Annotated in this window: 37 protein-coding genes and 1 tRNA gene; 10 read left to right on the top strand and 28 right to left on the bottom strand. The window is 35.4% G+C overall.

Annotated elements, in window-relative coordinates; genetic code table 11:
• Positions 1-69: 69 nt before the first annotated feature.
• Positions 70-1,638: an NAD(P)/FAD-dependent oxidoreductase gene (locus tag B0G92_RS14520; protein WP_101472772.1), complete on the top strand. Its 1,569-nt coding sequence runs from the start codon at positions 70-72 to the stop codon at positions 1,636-1,638.
• Positions 1,639-1,883: 245 nt separating this feature from the next.
• Positions 1,884-2,156 (top strand): hypothetical protein, encoded by a 273-nt coding sequence (locus B0G92_RS14515; RefSeq protein WP_101472771.1) that lies wholly within the window; start codon positions 1,884-1,886, stop codon positions 2,154-2,156.
• 24 nt (positions 2,157-2,180) lie between these two features.
• On the opposite strand, the gene B0G92_RS14510 is transcribed toward B0G92_RS14515, so the two are convergent.
• From B0G92_RS14510 to B0G92_RS14480, 7 genes are all read right to left on the bottom strand, one after another.
• A complete protein-coding gene (locus tag B0G92_RS14510; protein WP_101472770.1) occupies positions 2,181-2,672 on the bottom strand; it encodes a HEPN domain-containing protein in 492 nt (163 codons plus the stop codon).
• The gene (locus tag B0G92_RS14505) at positions 2,665-3,801 is read right to left on the bottom strand and encodes a DUF262 domain-containing protein (RefSeq protein ID WP_101472769.1); all 1,137 of its coding nucleotides are present in this window, start codon (positions 3,799-3,801) and stop codon (positions 2,665-2,667) included. Before B0G92_RS14505 ends, B0G92_RS14510 begins: the two co-directional genes overlap by 8 nt.
• A gap of 106 nt (positions 3,802-3,907) precedes the next feature.
• A complete protein-coding gene (locus B0G92_RS14500) occupies positions 3,908-4,672 on the bottom strand; it encodes a restriction endonuclease (protein WP_101472768.1) in 765 nt (254 codons plus the stop codon).
• 153 nt (positions 4,673-4,825) lie between these two features.
• Positions 4,826-5,488, bottom strand: a complete 663-nt coding sequence (locus B0G92_RS14495; RefSeq protein ID WP_101472767.1) for a hypothetical protein — start codon at positions 5,486-5,488, stop codon at positions 4,826-4,828.
• A 55-nt stretch (positions 5,489-5,543) separates the two neighbouring features.
• Positions 5,544-6,170 carry a hypothetical protein gene (locus B0G92_RS14490; protein ID WP_101472766.1) on the bottom strand — a complete coding sequence of 209 codons (627 nt, stop codon included), beginning with the start codon at positions 6,168-6,170 and terminating at the stop codon, positions 5,544-5,546.
• Positions 6,171-6,335: 165 nt separating this feature from the next.
• On the bottom strand, positions 6,336-6,749 hold the full coding sequence (locus B0G92_RS14485) for a hypothetical protein (protein WP_101472765.1): 414 nt from the start codon (positions 6,747-6,749) through the stop codon (positions 6,336-6,338).
• A 5-nt stretch (positions 6,750-6,754) separates the two neighbouring features.
• Positions 6,755-7,621, bottom strand: a complete 867-nt coding sequence (locus tag B0G92_RS14480) for a tetratricopeptide repeat protein (protein WP_101472764.1) — start codon at positions 7,619-7,621, stop codon at positions 6,755-6,757.
• Positions 7,622-7,935: 314 nt separating this feature from the next.
• Here B0G92_RS14480 and B0G92_RS14475 point away from each other — a divergent pair, with 314 nt between their 5' ends.
• Positions 7,936-9,384 carry a S41 family peptidase gene (locus tag B0G92_RS14475; RefSeq protein WP_101472763.1) on the top strand — a complete coding sequence of 483 codons (1,449 nt, stop codon included), beginning with the start codon at positions 7,936-7,938 and terminating at the stop codon, positions 9,382-9,384.
• Positions 9,385-9,485: 101 nt separating this feature from the next.
• On the opposite strand, the gene B0G92_RS14470 is transcribed toward B0G92_RS14475, so the two are convergent.
• The 4 genes from B0G92_RS14470 to B0G92_RS14455 form a co-directional block, all read right to left on the bottom strand.
• Entirely contained in the window at positions 9,486-9,785 is a 300-nt protein-coding gene (locus B0G92_RS14470; RefSeq protein ID WP_101472899.1) for a hypothetical protein, read from the bottom strand.
• A 43-nt stretch (positions 9,786-9,828) separates the two neighbouring features.
• Positions 9,829-10,158: a potassium transporter KefB gene (locus tag B0G92_RS14465; protein WP_101472762.1), complete on the bottom strand. Its 330-nt coding sequence runs from the start codon at positions 10,156-10,158 to the stop codon at positions 9,829-9,831.
• A gap of 210 nt (positions 10,159-10,368) precedes the next feature.
• The gene (locus tag B0G92_RS14460; RefSeq protein ID WP_101472761.1) at positions 10,369-10,923 is read right to left on the bottom strand and encodes a YdeI/OmpD-associated family protein; all 555 of its coding nucleotides are present in this window, start codon (positions 10,921-10,923) and stop codon (positions 10,369-10,371) included.
• Between the two features lie 57 nt (positions 10,924-10,980).
• Complete coding sequence (locus B0G92_RS14455) at positions 10,981-11,343, bottom strand: winged helix-turn-helix transcriptional regulator (RefSeq protein ID WP_101472760.1); 363 nt, start codon at positions 11,341-11,343, stop codon at positions 10,981-10,983.
• 101 nt (positions 11,344-11,444) lie between these two features.
• Between B0G92_RS14455 and B0G92_RS14450 the strand changes: the two genes are divergently transcribed.
• The gene (locus B0G92_RS14450) at positions 11,445-11,975 is read left to right on the top strand and encodes an NAD(P)H-dependent oxidoreductase (protein ID WP_101472759.1); all 531 of its coding nucleotides are present in this window, start codon (positions 11,445-11,447) and stop codon (positions 11,973-11,975) included.
• Between the two features lie 7 nt (positions 11,976-11,982).
• Here the strand turns inward: B0G92_RS14450 and B0G92_RS14445 are convergent, their stop codons facing one another.
• From B0G92_RS14445 to B0G92_RS16815, 11 genes are all read right to left on the bottom strand, one after another.
• Entirely contained in the window at positions 11,983-12,798 is an 816-nt protein-coding gene (locus B0G92_RS14445) for an AraC family transcriptional regulator (protein ID WP_101472758.1), read from the bottom strand.
• Between the two features lie 78 nt (positions 12,799-12,876).
• On the bottom strand, positions 12,877-13,875 hold the full coding sequence (locus B0G92_RS14440; protein ID WP_101472757.1) for an SDR family NAD(P)-dependent oxidoreductase: 999 nt from the start codon (positions 13,873-13,875) through the stop codon (positions 12,877-12,879).
• A 149-nt stretch (positions 13,876-14,024) separates the two neighbouring features.
• The gene (locus tag B0G92_RS14435; protein ID WP_101472756.1) at positions 14,025-14,420 is read right to left on the bottom strand and encodes a DUF1398 domain-containing protein; all 396 of its coding nucleotides are present in this window, start codon (positions 14,418-14,420) and stop codon (positions 14,025-14,027) included.
• A 12-nt stretch (positions 14,421-14,432) separates the two neighbouring features.
• Positions 14,433-14,954 carry a DinB family protein gene (locus B0G92_RS14430; protein ID WP_101472755.1) on the bottom strand — a complete coding sequence of 174 codons (522 nt, stop codon included), beginning with the start codon at positions 14,952-14,954 and terminating at the stop codon, positions 14,433-14,435.
• Between the two features lie 99 nt (positions 14,955-15,053).
• Positions 15,054-15,614, bottom strand: coding sequence for a DUF4256 domain-containing protein (locus tag B0G92_RS14425; protein ID WP_056068574.1), 561 nt, complete (start codon positions 15,612-15,614; stop codon positions 15,054-15,056).
• 11 nt (positions 15,615-15,625) lie between these two features.
• On the bottom strand, positions 15,626-16,009 hold the full coding sequence (locus tag B0G92_RS14420) for a DoxX family protein (RefSeq protein ID WP_101472754.1): 384 nt from the start codon (positions 16,007-16,009) through the stop codon (positions 15,626-15,628).
• A gap of 6 nt (positions 16,010-16,015) precedes the next feature.
• On the bottom strand, positions 16,016-16,483 hold the full coding sequence (locus B0G92_RS14415) for an SRPBCC family protein (RefSeq protein WP_101472753.1): 468 nt from the start codon (positions 16,481-16,483) through the stop codon (positions 16,016-16,018).
• A 3-nt stretch (positions 16,484-16,486) separates the two neighbouring features.
• Complete coding sequence (locus B0G92_RS14410) at positions 16,487-16,810, bottom strand: ArsR/SmtB family transcription factor (RefSeq protein ID WP_101472752.1); 324 nt, start codon at positions 16,808-16,810, stop codon at positions 16,487-16,489.
• A gap of 132 nt (positions 16,811-16,942) precedes the next feature.
• Positions 16,943-17,458 (bottom strand): hypothetical protein, encoded by a 516-nt coding sequence (locus tag B0G92_RS14405; RefSeq protein WP_101472751.1) that lies wholly within the window; start codon positions 17,456-17,458, stop codon positions 16,943-16,945.
• A gap of 31 nt (positions 17,459-17,489) precedes the next feature.
• A complete protein-coding gene (locus B0G92_RS16630) occupies positions 17,490-17,864 on the bottom strand; it encodes a hypothetical protein (RefSeq protein WP_143395051.1) in 375 nt (124 codons plus the stop codon).
• A 7-nt stretch (positions 17,865-17,871) separates the two neighbouring features.
• On the bottom strand, positions 17,872-18,048 hold the full coding sequence (locus B0G92_RS16815; RefSeq protein ID WP_245867895.1) for a hypothetical protein: 177 nt from the start codon (positions 18,046-18,048) through the stop codon (positions 17,872-17,874).
• Positions 18,049-18,354: 306 nt separating this feature from the next.
• Between B0G92_RS16815 and B0G92_RS14395 the strand changes: the two genes are divergently transcribed.
• Positions 18,355-18,738, top strand: a complete 384-nt coding sequence (locus tag B0G92_RS14395; protein WP_101472750.1) for a hypothetical protein — start codon at positions 18,355-18,357, stop codon at positions 18,736-18,738.
• Between the two features lie 44 nt (positions 18,739-18,782).
• Here the strand turns inward: B0G92_RS14395 and B0G92_RS14390 are convergent, their stop codons facing one another.
• The 5 genes from B0G92_RS14390 to B0G92_RS14370 form a co-directional block, all read right to left on the bottom strand.
• Complete coding sequence (locus tag B0G92_RS14390; protein WP_101472749.1) at positions 18,783-19,517, bottom strand: protein phosphatase 2C domain-containing protein; 735 nt, start codon at positions 19,515-19,517, stop codon at positions 18,783-18,785.
• A gap of 44 nt (positions 19,518-19,561) precedes the next feature.
• Positions 19,562-20,080 (bottom strand): N-acetyltransferase, encoded by a 519-nt coding sequence (locus tag B0G92_RS14385; protein ID WP_101472748.1) that lies wholly within the window; start codon positions 20,078-20,080, stop codon positions 19,562-19,564.
• Between the two features lie 112 nt (positions 20,081-20,192).
• Entirely contained in the window at positions 20,193-21,572 is a 1,380-nt protein-coding gene (locus B0G92_RS14380) for an aminotransferase-like domain-containing protein (protein WP_245867893.1), read from the bottom strand.
• Between the two features lie 60 nt (positions 21,573-21,632).
• Positions 21,633-22,181, bottom strand: coding sequence for a TPM domain-containing protein (locus tag B0G92_RS14375; RefSeq protein WP_101472747.1), 549 nt, complete (start codon positions 22,179-22,181; stop codon positions 21,633-21,635).
• Positions 22,182-22,212: 31 nt separating this feature from the next.
• Positions 22,213-23,196, bottom strand: a complete 984-nt coding sequence (locus B0G92_RS14370) for a hypothetical protein (protein WP_101472746.1) — start codon at positions 23,194-23,196, stop codon at positions 22,213-22,215.
• 117 nt (positions 23,197-23,313) lie between these two features.
• Between B0G92_RS14370 and idi the strand changes: the two genes are divergently transcribed.
• The 5 genes from idi (at position 23,314) to B0G92_RS14345 (ending at position 25,875) form a co-directional block, all read left to right on the top strand.
• The gene (gene idi / locus B0G92_RS14365; RefSeq protein WP_101472745.1) at positions 23,314-23,841 is read left to right on the top strand and encodes an isopentenyl-diphosphate Delta-isomerase; all 528 of its coding nucleotides are present in this window, start codon (positions 23,314-23,316) and stop codon (positions 23,839-23,841) included.
• A gap of 97 nt (positions 23,842-23,938) precedes the next feature.
• A complete protein-coding gene (locus B0G92_RS14360) occupies positions 23,939-24,358 on the top strand; it encodes a 6-pyruvoyl trahydropterin synthase family protein (protein WP_101472744.1) in 420 nt (139 codons plus the stop codon).
• Positions 24,359-24,432: 74 nt separating this feature from the next.
• Positions 24,433-25,398 carry a type I phosphomannose isomerase catalytic subunit gene (locus tag B0G92_RS14355; RefSeq protein WP_101472743.1) on the top strand — a complete coding sequence of 322 codons (966 nt, stop codon included), beginning with the start codon at positions 24,433-24,435 and terminating at the stop codon, positions 25,396-25,398.
• 58 nt (positions 25,399-25,456) lie between these two features.
• The gene (locus tag B0G92_RS14350; RefSeq protein WP_056068555.1) at positions 25,457-25,723 is read left to right on the top strand and encodes a hypothetical protein; all 267 of its coding nucleotides are present in this window, start codon (positions 25,457-25,459) and stop codon (positions 25,721-25,723) included.
• Positions 25,724-25,801: 78 nt separating this feature from the next.
• Positions 25,802-25,875: transfer RNA gene (locus B0G92_RS14345), tRNA-Thr, on the top strand.
• A 96-nt stretch (positions 25,876-25,971) separates the two neighbouring features.
• Here the strand turns inward: B0G92_RS14345 and B0G92_RS14340 are convergent.
• Positions 25,972-26,685, bottom strand: a complete 714-nt coding sequence (locus B0G92_RS14340) for a DUF4369 domain-containing protein (protein WP_056069073.1) — start codon at positions 26,683-26,685, stop codon at positions 25,972-25,974.
• Positions 26,686-26,776 lie beyond the last annotated feature (91 nt).

Genomic DNA, 26,776 nt, shown 5'->3' with positions numbered 1-26,776 from the left:
TTACAATCTCTGATTTATGAAAAACCATTAAATTATGGTAAAAAATAATCCTTTTTCTACCTTTGTCCCATGCCAAGAGAATTTCAAATACAAGTAGCGCCCGAAGTGGCTGCCAATTCACAATTATTGACCGACCATGTTGCCAGGCTGATGCAGGTAAATCCTGCCGAAATCAGACATATTGCCATATTGAAACGTTCTATTGACGCCCGGCAAAAAGCCATCAAAATTAATCTGAAGATTCAGGCCTATTGGAAAGAAGATTTTCAGGAAACCAAAATTGCCCTTCCGGAGTATAAAGATGTGTCCGGCAAGCAGGAAGTAATTGTTATTGGAGCAGGACCTGCGGGGCTTTTTGCGGCCTTGCAATTGATTGAATTGGGACTAAAACCTATTGTATTGGAACGTGGCAAAGACGTGCAGGAAAGACGCCGTGATTTGAAAGCCATCAACAGAGACCATATTGTAAACGAAGATTCTAACTATTGTTATGGCGAAGGCGGAGCCGGAACTTATTCTGACGGTAAATTATATACGCGTTCTAAAAAACGTGGCGATGTAGACCGTATTTTGGAATTGTTCGTAGGCTTTGGAGCTTCGGAAGAAATTCTGGTAGAAGCGCATCCGCATATCGGGACCAACAAGCTGCCGAAAATCATCAAGGCCATGCGCGAAAAGATTATCGAGTTTGGCGGTGTCGTTTTGTTTGACACTCGCGTGACCGATATTTTAGTAAAAAACAACGAAGTAGAAGGAGTAGAAACCCAAAAGGGCGACATTATAAAAGCTTCAAAAATCATATTGGCTACAGGCCATTCGGCAAGGGATATTTTTGAACTGCTTGACCGAAAGAAAATTTTTATCGAGGCCAAGCCTTTTGCCTTGGGCGTACGTGCGGAACACCCGCAAACGTTGATTGACAGCATACAGTACAGTTGCGATTTCCGTGGTGATTATCTTCCGCCAGCGCCATACTCTATCGTAAAACAGGTGAACGGCAGGGGAATGTATTCGTTTTGTATGTGTCCGGGTGGCGTGATTGCGCCTTGTGCTACAAGTCCGGGTGAAGTAGTGACGAATGGTTGGTCGCCATCCAAACGCGACCAGGAAACAGCCAATTCAGGAATTGTAGTCGAACTAAAACTGGAAGATTTTAAACCGTTTGCCAAATTTGGTGCTTTGGCCGGAATGGAATTCCAAAAAAGCATCGAACAGCGTGCCTGGCATTTGGCGGGCGAAACCCAACGGGTTCCGGCACAACGTATGGTTGATTTTACGCAAAGCAAGGTTTCTGCCGATATTCCAAAAACATCCTATGTTCCGGGAACCACTCCGGTAGAATTGGGACAGGTTTTTCCGGGCTTTTTAACGCAGATTATGCGTGAAGGATTTGTGCAGTTTGGCAAATCCATGCGGGGTTATATGACCAACGAAGCTATTTTGCATGCACCGGAATCAAGAACATCCTCGCCGGTGCGTATTCCAAGAGATAACTTTTCGTTAGAACATGTGCAAATCAAAGGGCTCTATCCGTGTGGAGAAGGTGCAGGTTATGCCGGAGGAATTATTTCGGCAGCAATTGATGGAGAAAAATGTGCTTTGAAGATTGGTGGGAGTTTGGGAGTTATGGCTTCTTAAATTAATAGATGATATTGTTTTGTAATTATCCGTATATAAATGATTACAAACGGCTATGTGTTTAAATAAGATGTATGTTTGTAATGCAAACGTTATTTTATTTTTTTTATGTTATTTCATCAAATTCAACTTGAAATGTACCTTGGGAGAGGCAAACGGGTGAAAGTCCCGAGACTTATTGAAATAACATTCAATAACGTTTGCGGTGACCTCTCTTTTTTTTATCAATTTATAATCCATACAGTATGCAAACGTTTAAAAGTCAAGGTGACGAGCTGAATCCTTCAGCCGACACAGCGGGTAATACACGAAACGTATCAAAGGTAAAGGTGTGGCTTACACCGTCTCAATCTGAATTTATTGAATTTGTTTTGTTTTATGGCGCTTCGGAATTGTCGAAGTCGTTAAAATTGGTACATGATATGGCTTTATATCATTCTGATATTTCTATAAATGCTGACGAAAAGCGCGCGCTTTTTGGTGTGAAGTGTTTGTGGGAAGGAGTTGAGGAAATATAAAAAAACCGCTGGGAAGCGGTTTTTTTATTTAACTGACTGATCGATGTAGTCAATTATTATTTTTGCATCATCAAAATAATCTTTCACATCATTAAATGTTACTCCTGGATTTCCTCCATGAGCGAATTGGTTTCTTGCGTTATTTAAAGAAGATATTGAGGATTTAATTCGATGAATGTTTGGATCTGCTCTTAATAAATTTTTAAATGTATTATTCCACGTTGAGTCAAATCTTGATAGAGATTTATGTATATTATCTATATTTGGGTTTATAGAACTTTCTCTAAATGTGATGTCTATAAATTTCTTTGTTTGAGAATTTTGATTATGGGTGCAAAAATCTGATATTATAATTTTGAAACACTGTTCTAATGTCCCGCAAGCTTTAATAATAGAGTATTTTGTTAAAAACGGAACTGCTGGATTTGTATTGGTTAAAACATCTATTATTTTTTCGATTCTAGCTAAATCGTCATCGCACTCGTTAGCTAATATTTGTGCCGTCTGATTATTCATAGTTAATACCAAATAAAATTTGACAGGCTAAATTTATTCTGCCATTAATATGCTCAATATTTGTAGTTCTTGTAGACGTATAAATTTTAAAATCAGGGTGTAGCAATAACTTTTTATGTTGTTGCTTCAAAATTTCCACATTTACTTTACTTTTTTTTATATTTATTGCATAATTGGTTGCAATTGAAATAGAGTCGAAAATTGTGGGATGGAATCTTGTTTGATAATTATTTTCAGCATTTAGGTTTCTAAAAGCATTTGAGCCAATATGTGAATATATAAAACTCATTGTTGTTTCAAATTCATGTCTTTTTGTTTCAACAAAAACTTTACTGTTGTTTGATTTTTTACCCATAAAATTATTTAAAAATAATTTTAATGAAATTTGACCTTCACTTTTTGATTTAATATCTTCATCAGAAAGAGCAAAAAATCGCAAAATAAATTCTAAATCGTTCATTCTTGAGTCTTCAATATCCGAACCAAATAAATTTCTCCAAGTTTCATTCGTATTTAACTCAAATAATAATGAATTTAATTTACCTTGATAAACACAATTTCTTATTTCTTGAGGTTTTAATATTTTTCCACTCGTATTTATTCTTTCAAAAATTTGAAAAAGACTTGAATCACTATCTTTCGGATGTTTTTGCTCAAAAATTATTGCATGGATAGTAGTTTGCCTTATTTTTTTTTGATCGAATTCATCAAGTTCGTTAAATGATTTTCCTCTCCATCGATAATTTATCTTTTCGTTATTGGTAAGTTTAAATGTTTTTCCGTCTTTTGAGAAGATACCTTTTTTAACATAATCATATACGGTCATTATTCTTTGATAGCCGTCAATAATTAATTTATTATTTTCAGGTGTATTTGCCAAAAAAATTGATGGGATGGGAAGGCCTAATAGAATAGATTCTATAAATCTACTCGCTTCAACTTTTTCCCAAACATATTTTCTTTGTAATTCAGGTTTTAAAAGTTCATCATCGTCATACATATTAATTAATTCTCTAAATGACATATCAGCTCCCCATGAAGTTATATTAAATAGATCATCATTTTCATAGTCTTGTTCACTTGAATCAACTTGTTCAATATTTGATAATTCTAATTCTTCTTCTTGCATAATTTTTAAATAATTTGTTTGAGTAATTGTGTAAGCTCGAAAATTTATGATAATAGGAGATAACCCAAAATTATTACTTAAATTTTTGATAGGTATCCCTCGCCAATTAGTATGTATTTAACCAGTCTTTTAAATTATAATAATCCTTTAATTCTATTTTCTCTTTATGTAATGCAGCTTCTTTAATTGCGTCTTTCGTGAAGGTACTTGTAGTTACAATAATACTTTTTGAAGGTTCTTTTAAGCTATGCACTCCAGCCACTTCTCTTATTATACCAACATTTACTTTATGTTCAGGAGAATATTTTTTACACTCTACTAATATTAAAAAACTGGCAATTGAATTTTTTACTCTTGCAATAATGTCACTTCCTCCATCTCTTGTCTCTTTTGTTAAAGTTACATCTAGCCCCATATCTTCTAAAATACTTGCGACCAATTCTTCAAATTTTCGTGGGCTAAGATCATGTAGCTTTTCAGGATGCTTTTTTAAATATTTTTTTACTTCTTCATTAATGTCAGTGATTATTAAACTAGAGCTTGTTTCTGAAGTTTCATTATCAGAATATAATTCTTCCTTGTACTCGCCACTAGTAATCAATTTATTTAATTTTATCATTAATTGATTTTCTGCTACTTCCATAGTTTGAAAAGAAACATCAACTTCAACAGCACGATATTCATCATTCCTTTCTTTGGCTAAAATCATATAAGCCCAATCATTATCAACTTTATCCCTTATAATTGTTGCCAAGAGATTATTGTCACTTTCTTCAAACCATTTTTCTTCTTTACCTAACATACTTGCCATTTCATGCTTTTGAATGTTTCTTGAATAAAATGTTCTTTCTGTAATTGATTTGATTTTCATAATATGAATTATTGAAGCGTTTGAAATCAAATATATTAAAATATTATGTTCAAAGTAAATTCTTACTAAAAATTTGATAAAAGGCACATTTTAACGACAAACTGTTTTGTCAAATAATAAAAAAACAAAAACCGCCTTAAAGCGGTTTTAAAATTATTTTTCTCTTATCATTTCATATTTAGGCTTATCAAACTCCTTATCATCAATTTTCATTTTTTCTACTTTAACGGCTTCTGTGACTAACGTATATTCGTCTATTTTAAAATCCTGTCTCAGGAAAACAGATTTCATTATTTCGGCTATTTTATTTTTATTCAGAAAAGTATAGTCTTTGGTATATTTAGGATCCATCTTTAATTCGGGAGCAAAATAGTAGTCAATTTTTTGCCCAAATTCATCGGTATAGATTAGTTTGTCACAGTTGTAGCCTGCAATAATAGCTGCGTTTTTAATAATTTTGGATGTGAAGTCTTTGTTGTCGGTTTTATCACATCGGTAATAGAATAGGGTTCCGGGTTCAGTTTTATTAGTAAAGTATAATCGGTTTTCTTTTGGAAGATAGAGTTGTAAGGACATCTGCTCCGATTCATTGATTCGTTTAATGGCTCCTTGCTTAATTAGTAATACACTCTTTTCTCCAAATTCCTTTTTTAATTTTAGAGTATCAACGTTTTTTCCGGGATTAGGAATGAATTTTAATCGATATTCAACACTTCCTTCAAAGTCAGGCGCGTCTATTTCTGTTTTTGCCGTTTCTTGTTTATTGCAGCTATTTAAAAGTAATACTGATAGAAGAAAGTAAATGGATTTTTTCATGATGTTACGGTGTATTATTTGTCTTGTCGACTTTTTTATTTAGAAAACAACTAGACTATTTTGTCCATACTGTTATAATTGGTTCCCTGTATTCTTCGTCTTTTTCGTGTATTTCAATTTCTTTTTCCTCAGTATTTATATTGAGATATAGCTCTGAGTATAAGTTTTCATCGTCTTCTTCGAAGAATAGTTTTAGTTTATAATATCCGTTTTTGTCGAGATTGACAGGTGTCTCGTTAAGTGAAAATGCGGTTGTTGAAATTGTTTCTTTTGTAAATCCTTTGTTTGTTGGAAAGCCATATAATTCAGCCAATGCTTTTACTAATTCATCACTTTCTTGTCCGATGGATGTTAGTTGGACAGCATTAGATACAAAGCCAGAATCTCCTTCAAGTCCACCATTGATTATGCCTGCGCCAATTTTTGAGCTTACCTCAATTTGTAAGCCAACTGTTTTATTGCTGTAAAGTCCTTTGGCAATATAAATATGTGATGAGTCTGTTTTGGTATCGGAAGTTATTTTGAGAAAAATATCGCGCCACCCTTCTTCCGGATCAAGTCGGGCTGTAATGTTTTCCAATTTAACCTGAGCGTTTGTTTGCTGTGTTTTATCTGTGTTCTTGCAGCCAAATAAAAAACAAAAAAGTCCCATAAGAAGTATCGTTTTTAGGTGTATTGTCATATAGCTTGCGTTTTTAATTAATATCCGCTATTTGTACTAATCTAATTCAAAGTATAATTTTTTCAAGAAAATAATACTAACAGTCATTCAGTTGTTTCTGCTTTTGCCGTTTTCTCTTGTATTTCAGTTTCTTCATACCTGTATGCTATCTCGGCTTAAGTTTTCTTAATCAAAAAAATAACTCGTAACTCCATTTACTTCTTTTTTTGAGTTCAGCAATTCTTTTAACTCTATTTCTATATAATAGGTACAGCCACCACATATTGGAACTTTTTCTGTTGATTTGTGTAATTCGTCAATTCTTTCCATTTCGGATTTCGTTAATGTGATATTCTTTTTATCGGCTAATTTTTTACTGATAACTACTGCAAGAAAATTTTCTACAGGAATTTTAGAGTATAATAATGCCTTAATTGATTTGTATTTTTTTTCATACAGAAGGTTGTCAAACTTTATAATTACTGAGGTTGGCTCACCTGAATATCCGCAAGAATATCCGAGAATTTCTTTTTCACTTTTTTGTTGAGAAAAAGTTGGAATTGAAACCAATAATAAAAGTATTAGATATATTTTCTTCATAAATATTAATTCAACTGAATATTATGCTCCTTAGCAATCTTTTTAAACAAATCTTCTTTGTTTTCTTCCTGTAGTTTTTGGTAAATCGCTCCTATAACTACTTCAGAGTCTTTAGCGTATTTGGAGTTTTCTTCGGTATAGATGCGGTGTGCTGTGAATATATTGTTTAGTGCTTTTTCGTAATTCTTCATTAAAAGATAGTTTTTTCCGGCTCCAAAATAACCTTCGGCATTTTCAGGATAAAACTGTATGAGTTTTTCATAATATTGGATGGCGGTTTTAAAATCAGATTTTAAAGAATAGACAACGGCAATATTCATTAGGGCAAAGTCGCCTTCTGGATAAATTTCGAGTGACTTTTTATAATATTTTATAGCATCGTTATACTTTTCAAGTTGTCTGTAACAGACGGCCAAATCATCATAAGCCAGGACAAATTTTTCGTCATTTTTAATTGCTGTCAAAAAGTTTTCAATGGCAGGTTTGTATTGGTTCTTACTCATAAAATCTTTCGCAATGATATAAGCATTTTGTGCGCTTTCAATTTTTGAATCAGAATAGAACAGCTTCCTTTTTTCATCTGATTTTTGCCCTTTTACCTTGTCGCAAATTTCAGGCAAAAGGCTTTTGACTTTTGGGAGCAGTGCCATGAGTCCTTCAACCGTGTTTACTTCTTCCCGGGTTTTGGGATCTTCTTCTGTAGCAATGGCTTCTTTTACGATATCGGCAATACAGCTCCTGTAAGCCTCTTCGCCAATTTTAGTTTTTTGTTCTTCACATTCGCATGCTTTTTTAGCTATTTTTTCTTCTATGCTTTGTGCGTTGGATAGAAATGAAATAAGGATAAAGATTGGGAGTAGTGTTTTTTTCATTCAGTTTAGGATTGTAGATAGCGATATAGCTATTGATTGTGGTTAGTTATATTTAATCGTCTGAAACCAAATATATTAAAATGTTTTATACTATCGTAAAATTCTTATAAAACAAGTATTTAGGAATTCAGGAAAACAAAACTTTGCGCCTCTGCGTCTTTGCGTGAAACAGTTGCTCGCAAAGGCGCAAAGACGCAAAACAGGAACCGAATAGGGAATATTATTTTAACAATAAGTTACAGACATTCAATTAATTTTTAAATTGCATCTGATTTTAAACTAAACCAGAAATCGCAATTTAACCTTTAACTTTTATGAAACTTACTCTCCAAAAAATTTCGTTGTTTTCCTTTTTACTTTTTGCAGCTTTTACCGCAAAAGCCCAGACAACCTGCGACTGTTCCGAAACTTTTAAATGGGTAAAAGAAACCTTTGAAAAAAACGATGCGGGTTTTGATTATGCCATCCAGCAAAAAGGAATGGATATGTATGAAAAACACAATGCTGTTTTTTTACAAAAAGTAAAGACGATAACAGAAAGCCATGAATGTGCGGAGGTGCTGAATGAATGGTTGAAGTTTTTCAGGAAAGGACACTTTGGAGTTATGGCTTTGGCAACAGCAACTACGCAACAGTCGGCTAATGTCAAACAATGGCCTGTACTGGCTGTAAAGGAAAAAGAGCTGCGAAGCAAACCAACAAAAGACGCTAAGGATTTAGTGGGAATCTGGAAAGTAGGGGCCTATAAAATTGGTATTGTTAAAAAAGATAAAGGCTATAAAGGAGTTATTCTGGAATCGGGCAATGTGGCATGGAAACCACAGCAGGTAAAAATGGAAATAAATGAAGATGGTTCCGGTGTTTTTTATATGGGAGATTTTTCGCCTTTAAAATTCAAAAAGATGGATTGGGTTGGTAAAAATGCTATAAAATTGGCACCTGCAATTCAATTACAACGAGAATATCCTACGTTTCCTGAAAATGCAGACATACAACTGTATGCAAAAGCAATGAGTACGGGCAAGCCTTTTATGGAAAAGCTTTCTGAGGAAACCTTATACTTGCGAATTCCTTCTTTTGGCGGCGAACAAAAGAAAGTAATTGACAGTGTGCTTTCGGCTCATGAAAAAGAAATCAAGAGTACTAAAAACCTGATAATCGATATTCGTAACGGAACCGGTGGTGATGACGACAGCTATGCGAATATTATCCCTTATTTGTATACCAATCCGATACGCATTGTAGGTATGGAGCTTTTGTCTACACCGTTAAACAACAAAAGAATGGAAAGCTACTTGTCTATGCCGGATTTGTCTGAAAAAAGCAGAATGCAGGTAAACGCTGCACTTACTTTACTTAACGACAATCTTGGAAAATTTGTGAATCTGAACGGAGGTGACAAAGTGCATATACAGAAGATGGATGCTGTATTGCCTTTTCCGCAACAGGTAGCTATCATCGCCAATGAGGCTAACGGAAGTACAGACGAACAGTTTTTGATGGCGGCCAAGCAGAGCAAAAAGGTAAAGCTTTTTGGAACAAGTACTTTTGGAGTGTTGGATATTTCAAACATGAATTTTGTGAAATCACCGGATGAGAAATTCCAATTGGGCTACTGCCTTTCTAAGAGCTATAGAATACCGGGCATGGCCATTGACGGTATAGGAATACAGCCGGATTATTTTATTGACAGCACCATCCCAAATGAGCTTTGGATAAAATACGCCGCTTCTGTTTTGGAAGACAAAGAGTTTCAGCCTTAATTTTTGCGACTCTGCGTCTTTGCGAGCAATTGTTTCACGCAAAGACGCAGAGCCGCAAAGTTTTTGAAAAGCTAACTTTCGGTAGATATAATTTCCATAAATCAGCTATCCTGAAGAATACGGTCATGGGTGATTACGAATGTCATCCATAAAGTCACAAGAATTATCAACAGGTTAAGAACAGTTAGGATTGTATAATAATTCCCCTGAAAGTTATTATGCTTGTCGCTGTTTTTCTTAGCATACCACTTTGAACCAATTGCAATCAGCATCAAAAGAAATAAGATAATAAAACCCGGATAAATTTCGGAAATCACAACGCCAATAAGCCCAAGCACTACTGCCATGAAAGTTATTATCACAGATAGGGTAGTGATATTATTAAATGATTTTGTTGCCATTTTGATATTAATTTTAAGGTTGTTTAGCTGGTCGATTCGTGAATTAGTTCCAATACGTACCATTTAATCCTAATACGGTACCCATCCAAAGGGTGATAATAAAAGCAATAGCACCAATTAAGAAAGCTGCGATTCTTGTCCAGATTTTCTCACCACCGATAAACTGATTGGCATAATGGAATAATCCGCCACCAAAAGCGCCTGCCAATGGGACAATTATAAGTGGTTTAATTCTCCAGAATTTTCCCCATTCCGGATTGGGTTCGCCTGAGGTTATCAGGAAAAAAAGTATTAAGGCAGTGGCGATTCCTCCGCCAATTAAAATTCTTCTTTTTAAAGCGGAAGAATCTGTGTGAGATGATACATTATTCATAAAGAGAGATTTTAGATTTGATTTTAGACTTTAGACTTTAGACTTTAGACTTTAGACTTTAGACTTTAATAAAGTACTTTGTAATTCAAAGTAAATACATATTTTAGAACTGTGCAATAAATAGTTGCGAAAAAATTATAGGAAATAGTGAAAAAAGTTGTGAAGGGTTGCTTTTGCTGGGGAAATCAATTATGTAAAATTCAGTTTTTGTTAAACTCTTTTTTGCTGTTCGCTTTCGCGGATTGCTTTTTCAAGTCGGGATTGTCTGGTTTTTTCCTGTTTGGCATCCATAATCCAATGAATGGTTAGTTTTTTATAGGATGGAGCTTGTTTCATAAAAAAATCCCAGGCGGCAGTGTTCTTTCTAAATTGACTTTCATATTCGGCGGACAGAAGTACGGGTTCATTTTCATAGGAATAAATCTTTGACCTGCTTTCTTTTCTTTCAATGAAAGCCTTTTGTCCCGCTTCGGTCATCAGTCCGGCTTTGGTAAGTTCTTCCATCTTTTTGATGTTGATGGCGCTCCAGTTGCTGGTCTTTTTTCGTGGTGTAAAACGGATAGAGTAACTTTCTTTGTCGATAGACCTGCGTACTCCGTCTATCCATCCAAAACAGAGTGCCTGGTCAACAGATTCTGACCAGGTCATGGATGGCTTTCCGCTGTCTAATTTATAGAAACCGACCAGAAGCTCGGTTTCGTTTTTATGGTGCTTTTCGAGCCATTTTCTAAATTCAGCCTGTGTTGCAAAAAAGGTTGCTGCCATTGTGTTTTAATTTTCGATTGGGTATAGAAGGAATAAATATAATAAAAAGGAAACGGCTTATTGTTTCATCAGTTCTTTGTGTTTTCTTCCCCAATCTTCAAGTTCTCCAATTATAGTGTGTAGCTGATAGCCAATAGCAGTTAACTCATATTCGACCCGTGGTGGAACTTCTGCATAAACAGTGCGGGTGATGATTTTATTCTTTTCGAGTTTGCGCAATTGTAAGGTCAGCATACGTTCTGTGATGGTTGGCATGCATTTTTTTAATTCTCCGAATCTCAATTTTCCGTTAATCAGATAACAGCATATTGCTAAAGTCCATTGTCCTCCAATGATTCCGGAAGCATATACTTCCAGACACTCGTCTTGCAATAGCTTTTTGTTTTCGAAGTTGGTTGAAGTTTCCTTTATTTTACTCATTACTTACCTTTTTGATAGTATCCTACAATGGGTTGCTAATATACAGAATTAAGTGTAGTGCTTTACTTTTGTGTCAGTTTTACAACTCAGGAAATATAAAAATGAAAACATTAGTCGTAGTCATACATCCAAACCTACAAGAATCTGTAATCAATAAAAGATGGATTGAAGAATTAGAAAAATATCCTGACCACTATTTTATACATCGTTTGTATGATACTTATCCCGATGAAAAAATTGATGTTGCCAAAGAGCAAAAACTGATAGAATCCTATGATAAAATCGTATTTCAGTTTCCGTTTTATTGGTTCAATTGTCCGCCGTTGTTTAAAAAATGGTTGGATGAAGTGCTGACGCATGGTTGGGCCTATGGAAGTAAAAGCGGTTATAAGATGGGTGGTAAGAAAATAGCAATGGTGCTATCTGTAGGAGTAGACGAAGAAGAATATAGAGCCGACGGCAAATACAAATATACTTTGCGAGAGCTGACGACTCCTTTTGAACTGACTTTTGAATACATCAAAGCAGATTACCGCTACTTTTTTGCCTATTACGGAATAGAACTCAATGCTACTGACGAGTGGATTGAAAAGAGCGTACCTGATTACAGGAAGTTTTTAGAGAGCCTGTAAAGAAATATCAGGCATTTTGCCGTTTTGTTAACTCGGTTGGCGAATAGCCAAACTGTTTTTTAAAGGCATGCGAAAAATGCGACAGATTCTCAAAGCCGACTTCATAGCACACATCGATAGGCTTTTTTTTCTTTTCGATGAATTGGTAATGTGCCAGTTCCAATCGTTTTTGCGTAAGCCAACGTTGTGGCGTGGTATGGAATGCCTTGCTAAAATCACGTTTGAAAGTAGTGAGGCTGCGACCGGTCAGGTATCCGAATTTTTCTAACGGAAGATTAAACATGAAATTCTTTTCCATATAACCGGCCAGGTCAATTTTTCCGGGCTCTTCAAAGTTGGCGAGTACATCATCAATTCCTTTGTCTATCGTGCGTAATATGCTTATGGCTTCCTTGATTTTTAATGAAGCAATATCTTCGGGTAGTGTTTCCATGCCAAAATAAGGAAGTAGCGAGGCCAGACAGCTTTCAAGTAGCGGATGATTGCTGTAACTGTGTATTTTTTGAGATGCTACCGCTTTTGGCTGAATAGGCAGTCCGGTATAAAAATCACGCAGTTTTTCGGTAGACAAATGCATTACCACTGTTCTGTGTGGCTGTCCGTCTTTTGGATAATTGATAATGGTGGCCAGCTGATTTCTTGGAATCAGAAAGATATCGCCTTTTTTGAAATAGTAAGTTGCATCAGCCTGTACGATTTTGGTTTCGCCGGAGATAAACCAAACCAGCATATGATGGTCAAACATAATATCCGATTTGAAAAACTTATCCTCATAACAGGAAAGTTTGATATCGTCTGTAATGTATTTTGCCTGATATTCCATAGGAAGCCGTATTGCCTGTGATGGCGATGTTGTACAAAAATAAAAAGAATTGTGCATTTTATAACGTAATTAGGACTGTTACTCTGCTGCATTGAAAGGAATGCCGGTCATCGTTTCACTGAGTGTCCATAATCGTTTGGCGTTGGATTCATCAACAGAATAAGGTCTGACGCCTTTTGTTATTCTTTCTTCCGACGCTAAATCTGCTATATCGCAATCTTCGCAATATACGCCTCCAATTGTGTTGAGCATTGGGCTTGTAGCACACCAAACAGTTGTGGCTGCTCCTTGCGGAATGGTTTTTAATGCTGCAGCTACTTCGGGAAATAGGACTCCGTTGGCATCACAATAACCTAGTTTCTGGAATAATTCTAAGGGTGCTTCTCTCGCCAATTCTGTTCCATTTATGGAACCCGGATGGAGCGAATAGGCTCTTATGCCAAATGCTTTGCCACGTTCATCGAGTTCCAGTGCAAATAAATTACTGGCTGTTTTGGATTGCCCATAACTTAGCAGGGTTTCATATTCACGATTTAAAAAATTTGGGTCGTCAAAATCAAAAGTTCCGAATTGGTGACCTTGTGAAGAAACATTTACAACCCGGGCACCATGCGCTTTTTTAAGAGTCGGCCAAAGTCTGGCCGTCAATTGAAATTGGGCGAGATAGTTGGTAGCCAGTTGCGATTCATAACCGCGATTGTCCCAACGCAGCGGTACCCACATGATTCCTGCATTATGGATAAGCAAGTGTAATGGCCTTCCGGAAGCCAAAAATCTTTCAGCAAAAGCATCAATAGAAGTGGCATCCATCAAATCCATTGCTTCCAACTCTATATTCGATATTCCTTCCAGATTTCTTTTTGCTTTTTCAATATCTCTTGCCGGGATAATTACGGTGGCTCCTGCGCCAGCCAGTACTTTCGCAGTTTCAAGTCCAATCCCTGTGTTGCCGCCCGTTACGATTGCGATTTTTCCTGTAAGGTCGATACCCTTAATAACTTCGGATGCTGTAGAGGTTGCGCCAAATCCTGAACCGATTGGCTGTTGCAATGCTCCCTGATAATTGTTCTGTCTCATTTTTATAAAATTTAATGATTTATGTTGAGACAAAATTATGATGGTTAGTGCAGGAGAACTTTGTTCAAACGTCCGAACTTACTTTGTTTAAACGTCCGGTTTATCAGGCAATAAAAAAGCCAAAGTGTTGGCTTCGGCTTTGTGGTTTCTTATTTGCTATTGGGTATCTGTTCTACCAATATTTCATTTCCGGTTTTGTCATAATAACTACAGGACATTTTCTGCGTATCGACCACCCATTTTTCAATACCGCACTTTGCACTCATGGCTATAAAAGCATTGTAATCGGTTTGGCCTTGTTGGTGTGATTTTAAGCCTGCTTTAAAGGATATTGTATCGCAGCTGTCTGCTATAAACAGATTTTCATATTTTGCTGTAGTTGTAATTTCATACTCATTGGTTCCATGATATTCGGAATGACCGTCTGCAACATATACATCGTAAGAGATTACACCCAGAGATTTGATTTCTTGTATGTAGGCTGGGAAGTCTGCCCCTGATTTTACTTTGCTATGGGCATGTTTGATTTGCGTTTCTGTAAACATATTTTTGATGTTTTAAGCTGGAAGATTTTGTTCTGTCTGTCTCAGGTGGTGAATAGCATGGTAGGCCATGAGATAAAACATTTCGCGAACGGTCATAATACCCAATAAAGGATGCGGCATAACAATCGTATCCAGTTCTTCTTCAGAATACCCGCTTAATTGTTGTTGGATGGAATCCAAAATCTGCTGCAGTTCTTCAGTTAATTCTTTTTTGGCTTCCGGCTGTACAGCTTCCGGCAGGAATTTTTCAGGAGCTTTTCCGCCATTGGCAAGAGCTACTTTGTAATTGGCCAGTACGGTATCATAGTCCCAAAGCGGACGTTCGATTTTTCCAAATTTTTGAATAAGGAATTCTTTAGAAGCCAATGCCTTTGAAATAGGCAACAGGCAAAGATAGACATGGCTAAGCTGTTGTCCGGCTGTCCATTTGCCATTTTTGCTATAGAGAAATTGGTCGTCCGGTAGTGCATTCACATAATTAGCCAATTCAATATGGTTATTGTGAAATAGGGTAATAAGTTCTGATGTATTCATTGTTCTTGTTTTATGTTGGTAGAAACAAAAATTCTGGTTTTAACGAAGTTATAAAATATTTTGCTGAGGTACCAACCCAACTTTATCAAAAACAAGTTTTTATACCTTTAAACACCCCCTGAATCCTCTGGCTGCATAATACGATTCGGCACCATTATGATAGAGGAAAACGGTATCGTAGCGTCTGTCACAAAAGAGAGCGCCGCCACGTTTTCTGATTTCTGTAGGTGTTTTTACCCAGCTTGATGTTTTGAGGTCAAACTCTCCCAGTTTTTGAAGTTCGCGATATTGTTCTTCTGTAAGTATTTCGATTCCCATAGCATCTGCCATAGCTATGGCGCTGTCTTTTGGTTTGTGCTCTTTTCTGGATTCTAAAGCTTGCGGGTCATAGCAAATGCTTCGGCGGCCTTTTGGACTTTCCGGTGTGCAGTCATAAAAAATATATTCGCCGGTTTTTTTATCAAACCCTACCACGTCAGGTTCGCCGCCGGTTTCTTCCATTTCGTCTAACGACCAAAGTTTCTCAGGATTGGCTTCTAATTTTGCCTGTATGTCGGACCATTTCAAACCTTTGTGGCGGTTTGCGTTTTTCTCAAAACGGGTTCTTAATATACCCATTAGTGTCTCGCTTTGTGATGCTGATAATTTCTTTTTATCCATATCTTGATTTTTTACGATGTGACGGTAATTGTTTTTCTATTGGCCGGCCTAAAGTACCAGGATACCAAGGTAAGTACCAGTAACAATAAAGCAGGAAAAATATCTTTTACGGGGTCATGAGCCGCAAGGTGAGAAAAGATTGCTCCCGACATGGCGAAAAAGAAACCTGCATAGGCCCATTCCTTTAGTATTGTAAATTTAGGAATAAGTACGGCAATAACACCCAAAATTTTCCAGACGCCTATGATGGTCAAAAAGTAAGCAGGATAACCCAGATGGGCCATCATTTCAGTTTCTTCCTTTACGCCTGATAATTGTACAATTCCTGTAGAAACCATTCCTAATGCCAGCCATAGTGTTGAAATCCAGTAAATAATTTTATTTCTCTTTTCCATGTTCTGTTATTTTAAATTGGAAACTACGTCTTGAAGTCGGTTATGAGCCATATTGATACCCTGTGCAAAAGGAAGCTGCAATATCTGATTTCTTACAGCCACAGATTTGTAGACAACATGCATAGTAAGTTTACTGGTAGTATCAGTCAGTTTTTCAAATTCCAGATATTCAAGTTGTACAGGGAAAGGGGTATTTTCCATTTCAAAGGTGCGGGTGATTTTGTGATTCGGAATGAATTCATGGATAGTTCCATTAGACCGAAAGACTACATTTCCTTGAGCGTCTGATGTTTCGAACTGGTAGCTGCCATGCTTTTTGTTTTCAAGCTTTACTACTTTCGTTCCCATCCATTTTGCTACGATATCTGCTTCTTCATAGGCTTTGAAAAGCAGTTCCAGAGGCAGGTCAAATTCCCGGATAATCTGTAATTCCTGTTTGCCTTCTTCAGCATTGATTTTTGTTTTTCGTTCCATTTCTTATTTTTTTGATTGATAAGTTTTCATAATGTCTTCCAGTTTATTGAACCTGTCATCCCACATTTTTTGGAATGGCTCGATAAAGTCGGCTATTTCTTTTAGCTTGTTCGGATTAAGATGGTAATACATTTCCCTGCCATTCTGCTCCTGGTTAAGTAATTCACACTCCGTGAGTATCTGCAAATGTTTTGATACCGTAGGCCGTGCCGTATCAAAATTGGAAGCGATGGCTCCGGCAGTCATCGATTGGGTTGATAATAGTAGCAGTATGGCCCTACGGGTAGGATCTGCTATGGCCTGAAATACGTCTCGTCTTAGATTCATATGAAGTTATTTGACTACAAATATATATGAAGTCATTTGACTACGCAAATTTTTGCAAAAAAAACCGATCGGAATCGATAAAAGCAGGTCTTAAATTCTGTTGGATAATGTTTTAAAGGCTTGGCCCGGTTTTTATTGAGGAAAGTTTATGATTATTTGTTGTGTTTGGTTTTCAGCTGTAATGACAAATTTGATCTGTTTTCGAGTCATTACTATATCCGGATTTTGTTCAGAGCCTTTTATTTTCTCTTGAATGGAAAATATAGTATGAGCACCAGATTCACTTTGAATCAATTGGCCTAGAACAATGTCATAATCTTTTTTACTGGCATTTGGGCGGTTTACAGATGCTTTTTCTTTATCAATAACTACTACAGGGAAATCTGAAAATTTATCAGTATCTCTCAAATAAAGTATAAGAAAATCATGTTTTTGATTTTCTTCAAAATTGGATGCGGATACAAAAAGTTTAGCTTTTGCATCCTTTTTGCCATTGATGTAGATGTCTGCTTTAGTTTGTGAACCAATGATTCGTGCTGTTCCAGTAGCTAGTTTCGCTATTATTGGATGTGAAAAAATGTAGACGCCTATTATCAGTAAAACAGAAATGATTGAAATTAGGACTAACTTTTTATTTATAAATTTCATAGACGCATTGAATAATAATACTTTTTTTACTTCAACTATTTGTTTTATTTTTTAGTGAACGGATTATATTGATGCAAGAAACCATTATTAACATAAGACCAAAAACAATTGAAATTTCATATTGTTTTGTATAGCTTAAGATAATAGCAAGCAAGATATCGCTTAGATAGAGTAATGATAAAACTTTTTGGATTTGATAGCTCAATGATGACAAAATAGAATAGCCAATAAAAGATAATATCAGAGAAACGAGGCAGATTATTTTAGCAATACTATCTATATCATAAGCCATTCCAACTGTTTTGTTTAATCCTAATGAATTAAAATCGATAGTGAGACAGAAAATGGCTAAAATAATAGCGACTATAAGATAGAGCTTTTGTTGGAGTATATAGTTTAACTGCATAAATGTTTTATCCTTGTATAACACTAATTTTTGTTGCGATTCCTTTATTGTTTAAATCTATATATAAGGCGCCCGTATTAATTCCTTGATGGCTAAAACCCAGATAATAATACATTTGATTTTCTTTTCCAGAAATGCTGTCATCTGGTTTTCCAAGCAAGCTGATGATCTCGTTTTTTTGCATTCCGACTAAGTCGTGATTGTTTCTTATACTATTCATCATATCTCAGCGTAAACTCCAATTTTCTTCTGAATTAAGATCTGAATTTTTCCATTTATCAGAATCAAATTTTTTATGTGAAATTTTTCCGCGTAAAAAGAAGCCACAGATTAACAAAATTCCGATTGTAATAATTACTGGTTTAAGAATCTTTTTCATGGTTTGTTTTATCTTAACGCAAAATACAAATTATTTGAAATCTGTGTTATTTCTGAAATTACATAGTTTGTATTATATGCTATATTTGTTTTTAAAGTTAGATTGTTTGTTATGAAAAAAGATATGATGTTCAAAAAAGCAATTGGATTGATAGGTGTAATATCATTGATTATGATTTCATGTTCTTCTTCATTGTCTAAAAAGAATGAGGCTAATACTTTTATGGGAAAATGGGAAGGAAAATGGGATGATATTTCAGTAGAGTTAGTATTTCAACCTAGAAATAAAGGATTTGTCACTTACACAAATCCATTAGAAAAAAAATATTTTAATTATAAAGTCAAGGGTGATAGTATAACGTTAAATTATCCAAAATTAGTCAGGACTTATAAATTTACAGTTGAACAAGATAAATTATATATAAACTCAAAAGATTATAAAGAAGAATCTGCAGAAATAATTGAATTGATTCGCTACACTAGAAAAAAAGAATAATACAATTAATATTAAAAAATTGGATAATTTACATTGTTTAGGTCTTAACTATTTAAAATCCGTATCATAGAAAAATCATCGGTTGGTTTTAGTCCAAAGTCATTCTTCAAAATTTTGAGTTTTAGGTTTAGCATATCCTCAGTTTCATTACCCTCTTTATTTTGTGATAAAAAATCAATCACATCCATTTCTTCGGTCGATTTTTGGACTTTTGTGAATGAAAAAATACCATCTGTTGCGATGCTTATATCGCTGATCTTATCAAACACAATTTTTTGATTTTGTAGACTGTAGAATTTTTCAAAGTCTTCGGAAATATGAAATCCTAAATAATCAGGTTTATTGTCTTGCTCGTATTCCGTTACTTTTCCATTGATATTTACAAAGCCATCACCAATAGTAAGAACAATTCCCTGATCTGAATTTTTATCTACAATCATGATAATCAACGTGGTCAGCAGCTCTTTAGCGTCTAATAATAATTGATTTTTAATTATTTTAAGTTCTGAAAACAGATCTTTTAGTATAGATTTCAAATGCTGTTCTAAAGACATAGTAGCTTCACTTTTATCAACCATGTCTTTATATCCTTTCTCAATTATAATTTTCTTTAGTATTTTGCATACTAACAGGGAAGCAAACTGACTTTCTATAGCCGTTGTACAGCCATCCATAACTGCACAGATTAATTTGTCTCTCCCGAATTTTCCTATATAAAGAGCATCTTCACAATTGTTGAAATGATAATCTCCAATTTGTATTGCTGAATAAATTTTCATGGCGGCAATTTACTGTTTTATCTGTATAATTTGCCTACACTTTCTTAGCTGTGTTTATTCTTTACCAAAAATACAGATGACAACGGAAGTTCCTCATGCTGACAAGTCTCATCCTGCATCACAAATCCTTCGGATTCAAAAAAAGCAACCAAAGGATTTTCTTTATATTCATGAATCCACAGTCCGTCATAAGATTTACCGATAGCCAGACATTTTTCGAGAAGTGATTGCCTGATGAGTGTATCGTTGTACTTTTTGAGTATTCCAAAATCTGCAATTCTCATTATTCGTGCCTCTTCCTGATTTTTAGGTTTTCTGCCGTTTGATGTAATACAGGCATATCCCACGGGCGTATCTCTTATATAAACAACAAGCCATTGGTTAGACATGCTGTTCATTTCAGCAATCAGGTTTTTGTCATTGAATTTCTTTTCGATATAATCTTCGAGCTGTTGCGGCTCTATTAGTGATGTGAATTTTTCCGTTGCTATTTCTTTAGCTAACGTTGCCAGTAAGCTTCTGCCTTGCTCTGTGGCGATTGTGAATTTTGTAGTGATTTCCATCTCTCTTTCTGTTGGTAAATATGCAAAATTAGAGAGGGTTTTGAGATTTATATCGGTACACAATCGGAAACAATTGTCGGTACAGATCAGCGGATAAGTTGTCCGACCTGCCTTATGGCTTCAATTCTTTTTGGCGTATAGGCATCGGCAAATACGATTCTGAAATAACTGGAAAAAGTATCTGAAAACGAAAAAGTATACCGGGTGTAAATCGTACACCAATTTTATCACATTGGGTATAAAAATAATCCATGTTTGTGGCTTCCGGCATTTTTACCCAAATAGAGTAACCGCCGTCAGGAACTGTGATAGAAGTGCCTCTCGGGAAGTTTTCATTAAGCAGGTGTAAAGTAAGATTGGCATTTTTTGCCAATTGCTTCCGGAATGCCTTAAGATGTCTTTCATAACTGCTTGTAGACAGCAAACGGTTGACTGTTTCCTGATAGACTGGAGATACGGTGCTGCCCAGAGAAAATTTGATCTGTTCTGCTTTTTGGGTAAATTTTCCTGCCGACAGCCACCCGAGCCTGATACCGGGAGCAAGAGTCTTGGCATAGGAAGAATAGGTCATAACAAGTCCGCTGTCATCATAACTTTTAATTGTAGTTGGCCGGGTTCCATTAAAGTTAAGGTCACCATAAATATCATTTTCGATAACTGCAATTTCATAATCCTGCGCCACAGAAAGCACCGCCTTTTTTTTCTCATCTGTCAGCAGGATACCTGTAGGATTATGGAAATTAGGCGTTAGCAGCACGGCGCTTACCTTGTTTTTTGCACATGCTTTTCTAAGAAAGTCTACGTCAAAACCACTATCTCTATCTATTGGAATTTCTATAACTTTTAGGTGGAGTACCCGGATTACTTCCAATATAGAAAAGACACATGGGCTTTCCACAGCAACTACATCGTCGGCAGTACATACAGAAGCCAACGCAATATACAGTGCCTGTAATGCGCCGTCTGTGACAATCAATTCATCAGGATTGAGAAGGGTTTGGTATCCGGCAGCACGCCTGGCAATTGCGTCTTTTAAATCTGGCAGTCCGTTAGAAGGATAATACCGTAACAGATTTGCTCCCTGTTCTCTTACGACCTGCTGCATAGTGCGCAATAGTAGTTTTTGTGGAATCAGGAGGTCACCGGGAGCGGCAACATTAAATTCTGAAAGTTTTCGTCCTTTCCGTAAAGATGTAATGGAGGCAAGGCTGTTTTCAAAGAAAGCATCCCTGATTATGGGCGAACGGTTTGTTTTAACGGGCTCGTGAGATTTGCCAAATTGACGATTCACATAATATCCTGATTTGGGCACGCTTTCAACCAATCCCTGAATGATAAGGTATTCATAACCGTTTTGAACAGAATTGGTGCTTAGCTGGTATTTGTCTTTTAATTCACGTACCGAAGGTAGTTTATGTCCCGGTTTGTATATTCCTTCCCGTATGTTTTTTTCTAAAAACGAAGTAAAGATTTCAAATTTATATGATTTCATACGAGGTGGTTAAGGTATGCTTTGCCTGTTCTTTATTAAACGTTTTTTGTTAAGTTGGTATTACATTTTGCTTTTTAAAATTCGCGTTATTTCTTTTATGCCCAGTAATGTTCCATAGAAATATTCTTCTTTTTTGAAATAAGGGATAAAATAGTTGTCAATAACCAATTGTGTTTCTTCGTTTGTAAATAATATTTCAGTTCCATTTCCGTTTTGTATCCTTATTCGCCTATATCCTTTTGAAATAGCAATTAAGATTCCATTGTCCTTAAAGCGCTTTCCAACGCCCCAAGTTTTAGCGATATGTAGCGATAGATCTTCAAATTTATCTTCTGTAACTATTATCGTATCAATTGTGACAATTGCTATCTCGAAAGAAGTTTCTTTTTCAAAATTATCAATCAGAGCAGTAAGCTCTGCTTTTTGGTCAAAAGTGTATAAATCTTCATAATCATTTACCCATTTTTGATATCTGGGAGGATGCATCCAAAATATATTTCTAACGAGTTCAATACTTTTTGTTCTTAACGAATCAACGTTTTCTGTTTTCTCTTGTGACCAAACATTTGTAAATGTCAAGAAAACAATAATGATAAGAGTGTTTCTCATTTTAAAGTATGCTTTTAAATGACCAAAATAATCACTCAAACTCAGATATGACCTTGTTCTTATCGATTAAAAACAGGTTTATTTTATTAAAATTATTAAAAAGAATTAGCTGTTTGCCAAATCTGCTAATAACTTGAAATGGCCAAAAAGTCCCATTGTCTATATGAATTAATGTTTCTGAAATATTTTCATTATGTAAGTAGTAGAAATTCTCTTTATCTACAAATACCAGTAATGACATCGGATTAATATAAGTATAATAGTAATAATCTTTGATTTTAAATAGGCGTTTTTTTGAACTATAATGAGATCCTATCTCAAATAGAAACTCATTGTTACTCCAATAAATATCAATTTTGGAATACATTTCCGTCTCTATTTTTGTTTTTTCTTTTATTATTTCCTCTGCAAAATCAGATTTGCCTGAAGTAATCAGATTAAACAATTTTTTTGGGATAATATTGGCAGAATAAACATACGTACTATCATTGTCCCAATCGGGCAAGGTAATTTGTTTTTTCTCTAATTTAAGTTTTAAGGATTTTCGGTTTCGGATTGAATACTCAACTAGTTTTAATACTTGCCCAATATCAATTTTATCTGCATTTATTCTTAGAGAGATTCCATAATTTTTTTCCTTTAAATCTATTTCATCTGTATCATAATATCCCTGTTGCGCTTGGATATATGCGGCAGATCTAAAATCGTTCCTTTCATCATTAATGAATTTAAGGTTTGTATTGTTGTTTTCAAACGAATAAATTTCTTCTGGGAAACGTTCTGCATAATCGTTCACGTATTCGATTAATAAAGTATCCTTACAATTGAGTTTTTTTGACAGTTTTTCAGACAGTACTCCTATAACCTTCATTTTTTCGATTTCGGAATATTCAAAACCAGTTTTCAGGTAAATTTTGACATTACCATAAGTTTTTACAAAAAAAATATCTTTATGAGCAAAGATATTATTTGAGAATACCAAAAATACTGTGTAGATAAACAGTCTTTGTTTCATATGTAATTGTTTTTATTTCAAATATATTCAAAATCACATGACTATTGAAAAAGCTCTAATAATTATTGATTTCACAAGGACGTTTCTTTTTTGTATTTTTGTAAAGTACACAAAATTATGACAGAAGAAAAAGTAATATTGGTTAATGAGCGCGATGAGCAGATTGGATTGATGCCAAAGCTGGAAGCTCATGAAAAGGCAGAACTTCACAGGGCCTTTTCAATTTTTATACTGAATTCAAAAAATGAAGTAATGCTCCAGCAGCGTGCTTCACAAAAATACCATTCACCATTGCTGTGGACTAACACCTGTTGTAGCCATCAGCGTGAAGGTGAAAGCAATATTCAGGCAGGAAACCGCCGACTTATGGAGGAAATGGGGTTTTCAACAGAGCTGAAAGAACTGTTTCATTTTATCTATAAAGCGCCTTTTGATAATGGATTGACAGAACATGAATTGGATCATGTAATGGTTGGCTATTTTGATGGTGAACCAGTCATCAATCCGGAAGAAGTGGAAGATTGGAAATGGATGGATATTGATGCAATCAAGGAGGACATGCAGCTGCATCCGGAAAAATATACGGTATGGTTCAAGATTATTTTTGATGAATTTTATCACTTTTTAGAAGAGCATAAGTTGTGAAGTTGAGAGTCATAAAGTCATAAAGTCATAAAGTCTTAAAGTCGTAAGTTTTAAAGTCGTAAGTTGAAAGTCGAAAATCAAAAACCACAAATCAAAAATGAGAGTAACTGTCAGTAGAAAAGCCCATTTTAATGCCGCACACCGCCTGTATCGCAAAGACTGGTCGGATGAGAAAAACGATTTGGTTTTTGGGAAATGCAACAATCCTAATTTTCACGGCCATAATTATGAATTGATTGTTAGCGTGACAGGAAAAATCAATCCTGATACGGGCTATGTGATTGATATCAAGGATTTGGCCGATATTATTCTCGAAGAGGTTGAAAGACCTTTTGACCATAAAAACCTGAATCTGGATGTGCCTGAATTTTCAGATTTGAACCCGACAGCCGAAAATATTGCTGTTGTTATTTGGAATAAGATCAGAAAAAGGATAGAAGCCGATAAGGATCTGGAAGTTATTCTTTATGAAACGCCGCGAAATTTCGTAAGTTATAAAGGAGAAAGCGCCAACTAAAAATCATATAAGTTATTTCAGAAATAATGGTACAAGCCAGATTGTAAATTTCTGTAATTTGTTTTCAAAAAAATATGAGTCTACAACTATACCCGCTGGTTTTCGAACCAATACTAAAAGAACGAATCTGGGGCGGGACAAAACTTAAAACCGTTTTTAATAAGCCAATACAGTCAGATAGTACAGGCGAAAGTTGGGAATTATCCACAGTGGCGGGAGACATCAGCCGCATTGCAGAAGGAGAATATCAGGGAAAATTACTTTCGGACTTGATTTCACAGTTTCCGGAAGAAATTCTGGGTGAGGCAGTGCATAAGAAATTCGGGACAGAATTCCCTTTACTGTTTAAATTTATTGATGCCAAAGAAGACCTTTCAATTCAGGTGCATCCCAATGATGAGCTTGCCAAAAAGCGCCATAATTCTTTCGGAAAAACAGAAATGTGGTATGTGATGCAGGCAGATGAGAATGCCAGGATTGTAGTAGGTTTTAAAGAAAAGTCAAGCAGGGAAGAGTATTTGAAAAATCTGGAAGATAAGACGCTATTGTCAATCTTACAGGAAGTCCCAGTAAAAAAAGGAGATGTCTTTTTCTTAGAAACAGGAACAATCCACGCCATTGGAGCCGGAATTGTGATTGCGGAAATCCAGCAAACTTCAGATATTACCTATAGAGTATACGATTGGGATAGGGTTGATGCCGAAGGAAAATCAAGAGAGCTTCACATAGACTTGGCGCTTGATGCCATCAATTATAATACTACAGATACGGAAAGAACCTACACACAGGAAAAAAATAAAAGTAATCCGGTAGTAACATGTCCTTATTTTATTACCAATTACTTTCCGCTTGATGGTGAGGTGGAAATAAAGAAGCAGCAAGAATCGTTTACTGTGTATATGTGTATGGAAGGTAATTTTACGATAAAGTACAATGGAATGGAATGGAATTATAAAAAAGGAAATACAGTATTATTGCCAGCCGCAATGCGGGAATATCGTTTAGAAGGTGAGGCGGTACTTTTAGAAATTTATATTTAATAGCCTCAAATAGAAAGATTATGCTTAATTTTGCAGACGCAAATTAAAATTTAAAAAAATGGCAAACGTTAGGAATTTAAAGAAAGACATCAATTACGTATTGGGAGACATTATTGAAGCAGTATACATCTGGGAAATGTCTACAACAGGAAAACCAACTGAAGCTTCTGAAGCTTTGATTGATGAAGCAATTGTTGCTTTTGATTCTTTGATCGCAAAAGTGAATGCTAAAAATGTAGAAAACAAAAAAGCACATTTCAAGCAAATCAATGCAGAATTAGAACAAACTGCTAATCAATTGGTTGCTAAAATAAACGCTTTATAGTCTAAAAAAAGATAAAAAAAGTGCAGATTTTTTTTGGAAAATTAAAATTCAGAACTATATTTGCACCCGTATTGAGATGCCGGTGTAGCTCAGCTGGCTAGAGCAGCTGATTTGTAATCAGCAGGTCGTGGGTTCGAGTCCCTCTATCGGCTCAATAAGAAAAACCATCCTTTCGGATGGTTTTTTTGTTTTATAAAGATTTGGAATTATCATAAAAAAACGCCTTGAATTTTCAAGGCGTTTTTTTATTACTGCTTCTGTTCTGCCTGTTTTCTGTCGGCTACAAACTTCGTAAGCATTTTTCCGTATTTGGATTGAGCTACTTTTGGTGACATGGATTTGTCAATAGTGTCCAAATATTTAATATTGGCATTATAAATGTCGGCTAAGGCAATATAAGGAGCTATATCATGGTCTTTATTGTTCAAGGCAAAGTTGATGGCCATCAGATATTTTCTTTTCAGATTATCGCTGTTTTTCTTGTCAAAATCAGAAGATACATCTCTGTTGAATTGCAGGGCTCTTAACTTCTCTTCTGTAAGGCTCAATTGCGTGTTTTTGTATCTTGACATAATTTTTCGATACTCTTCAAACAGTTTTTGATTTTCAGAACCTGTTATTTTTGCGGCAGCAAAAAAAGAATCCAGCCTAGTGTCGATTGTCATATTTCCGGGTTCGGCAAAAAACATCAGATTGTTATCGATGCTGTTGGTTTCACCTCTGTCCAAAAACAGGTAAAGCATTTCCGGAGAATCGATAGTCAGATGGCTTTCAAAGTTCGAATTTCCTTTGATAACAATCGTATCAACAGCAACTAATGCCGTATCTACAATTTTTTGAATGTAGAGCGTGCCTTGTTTCAGACCTTCTACATTTCCTTTGATATGGAGATTTCCTTCTTTCTTTTCTTCCTTACAGGAAATCATTGCTAATGCTGCAAAAGCAAACACTATTTTTCTCATAATTGTTGCTGGTGTTTTTGCGGGCGGTTTCAATTATCTGACAGCCCCTGATTTTAATTCGCGGCAAAATAATAAAAAAATCCCCAATTTA

The sequence above is a fragment of the Flavobacterium lindanitolerans genome (assembly GCF_002846575.1).
Classification (GTDB): Bacteria; Bacteroidota; Bacteroidia; order Flavobacteriales; family Flavobacteriaceae; genus Flavobacterium; species Flavobacterium lindanitolerans.
The sequence above is the reverse complement of the archived record's forward strand: the minus strand, read 5'-3'. Positions and strand labels throughout refer to the sequence as shown.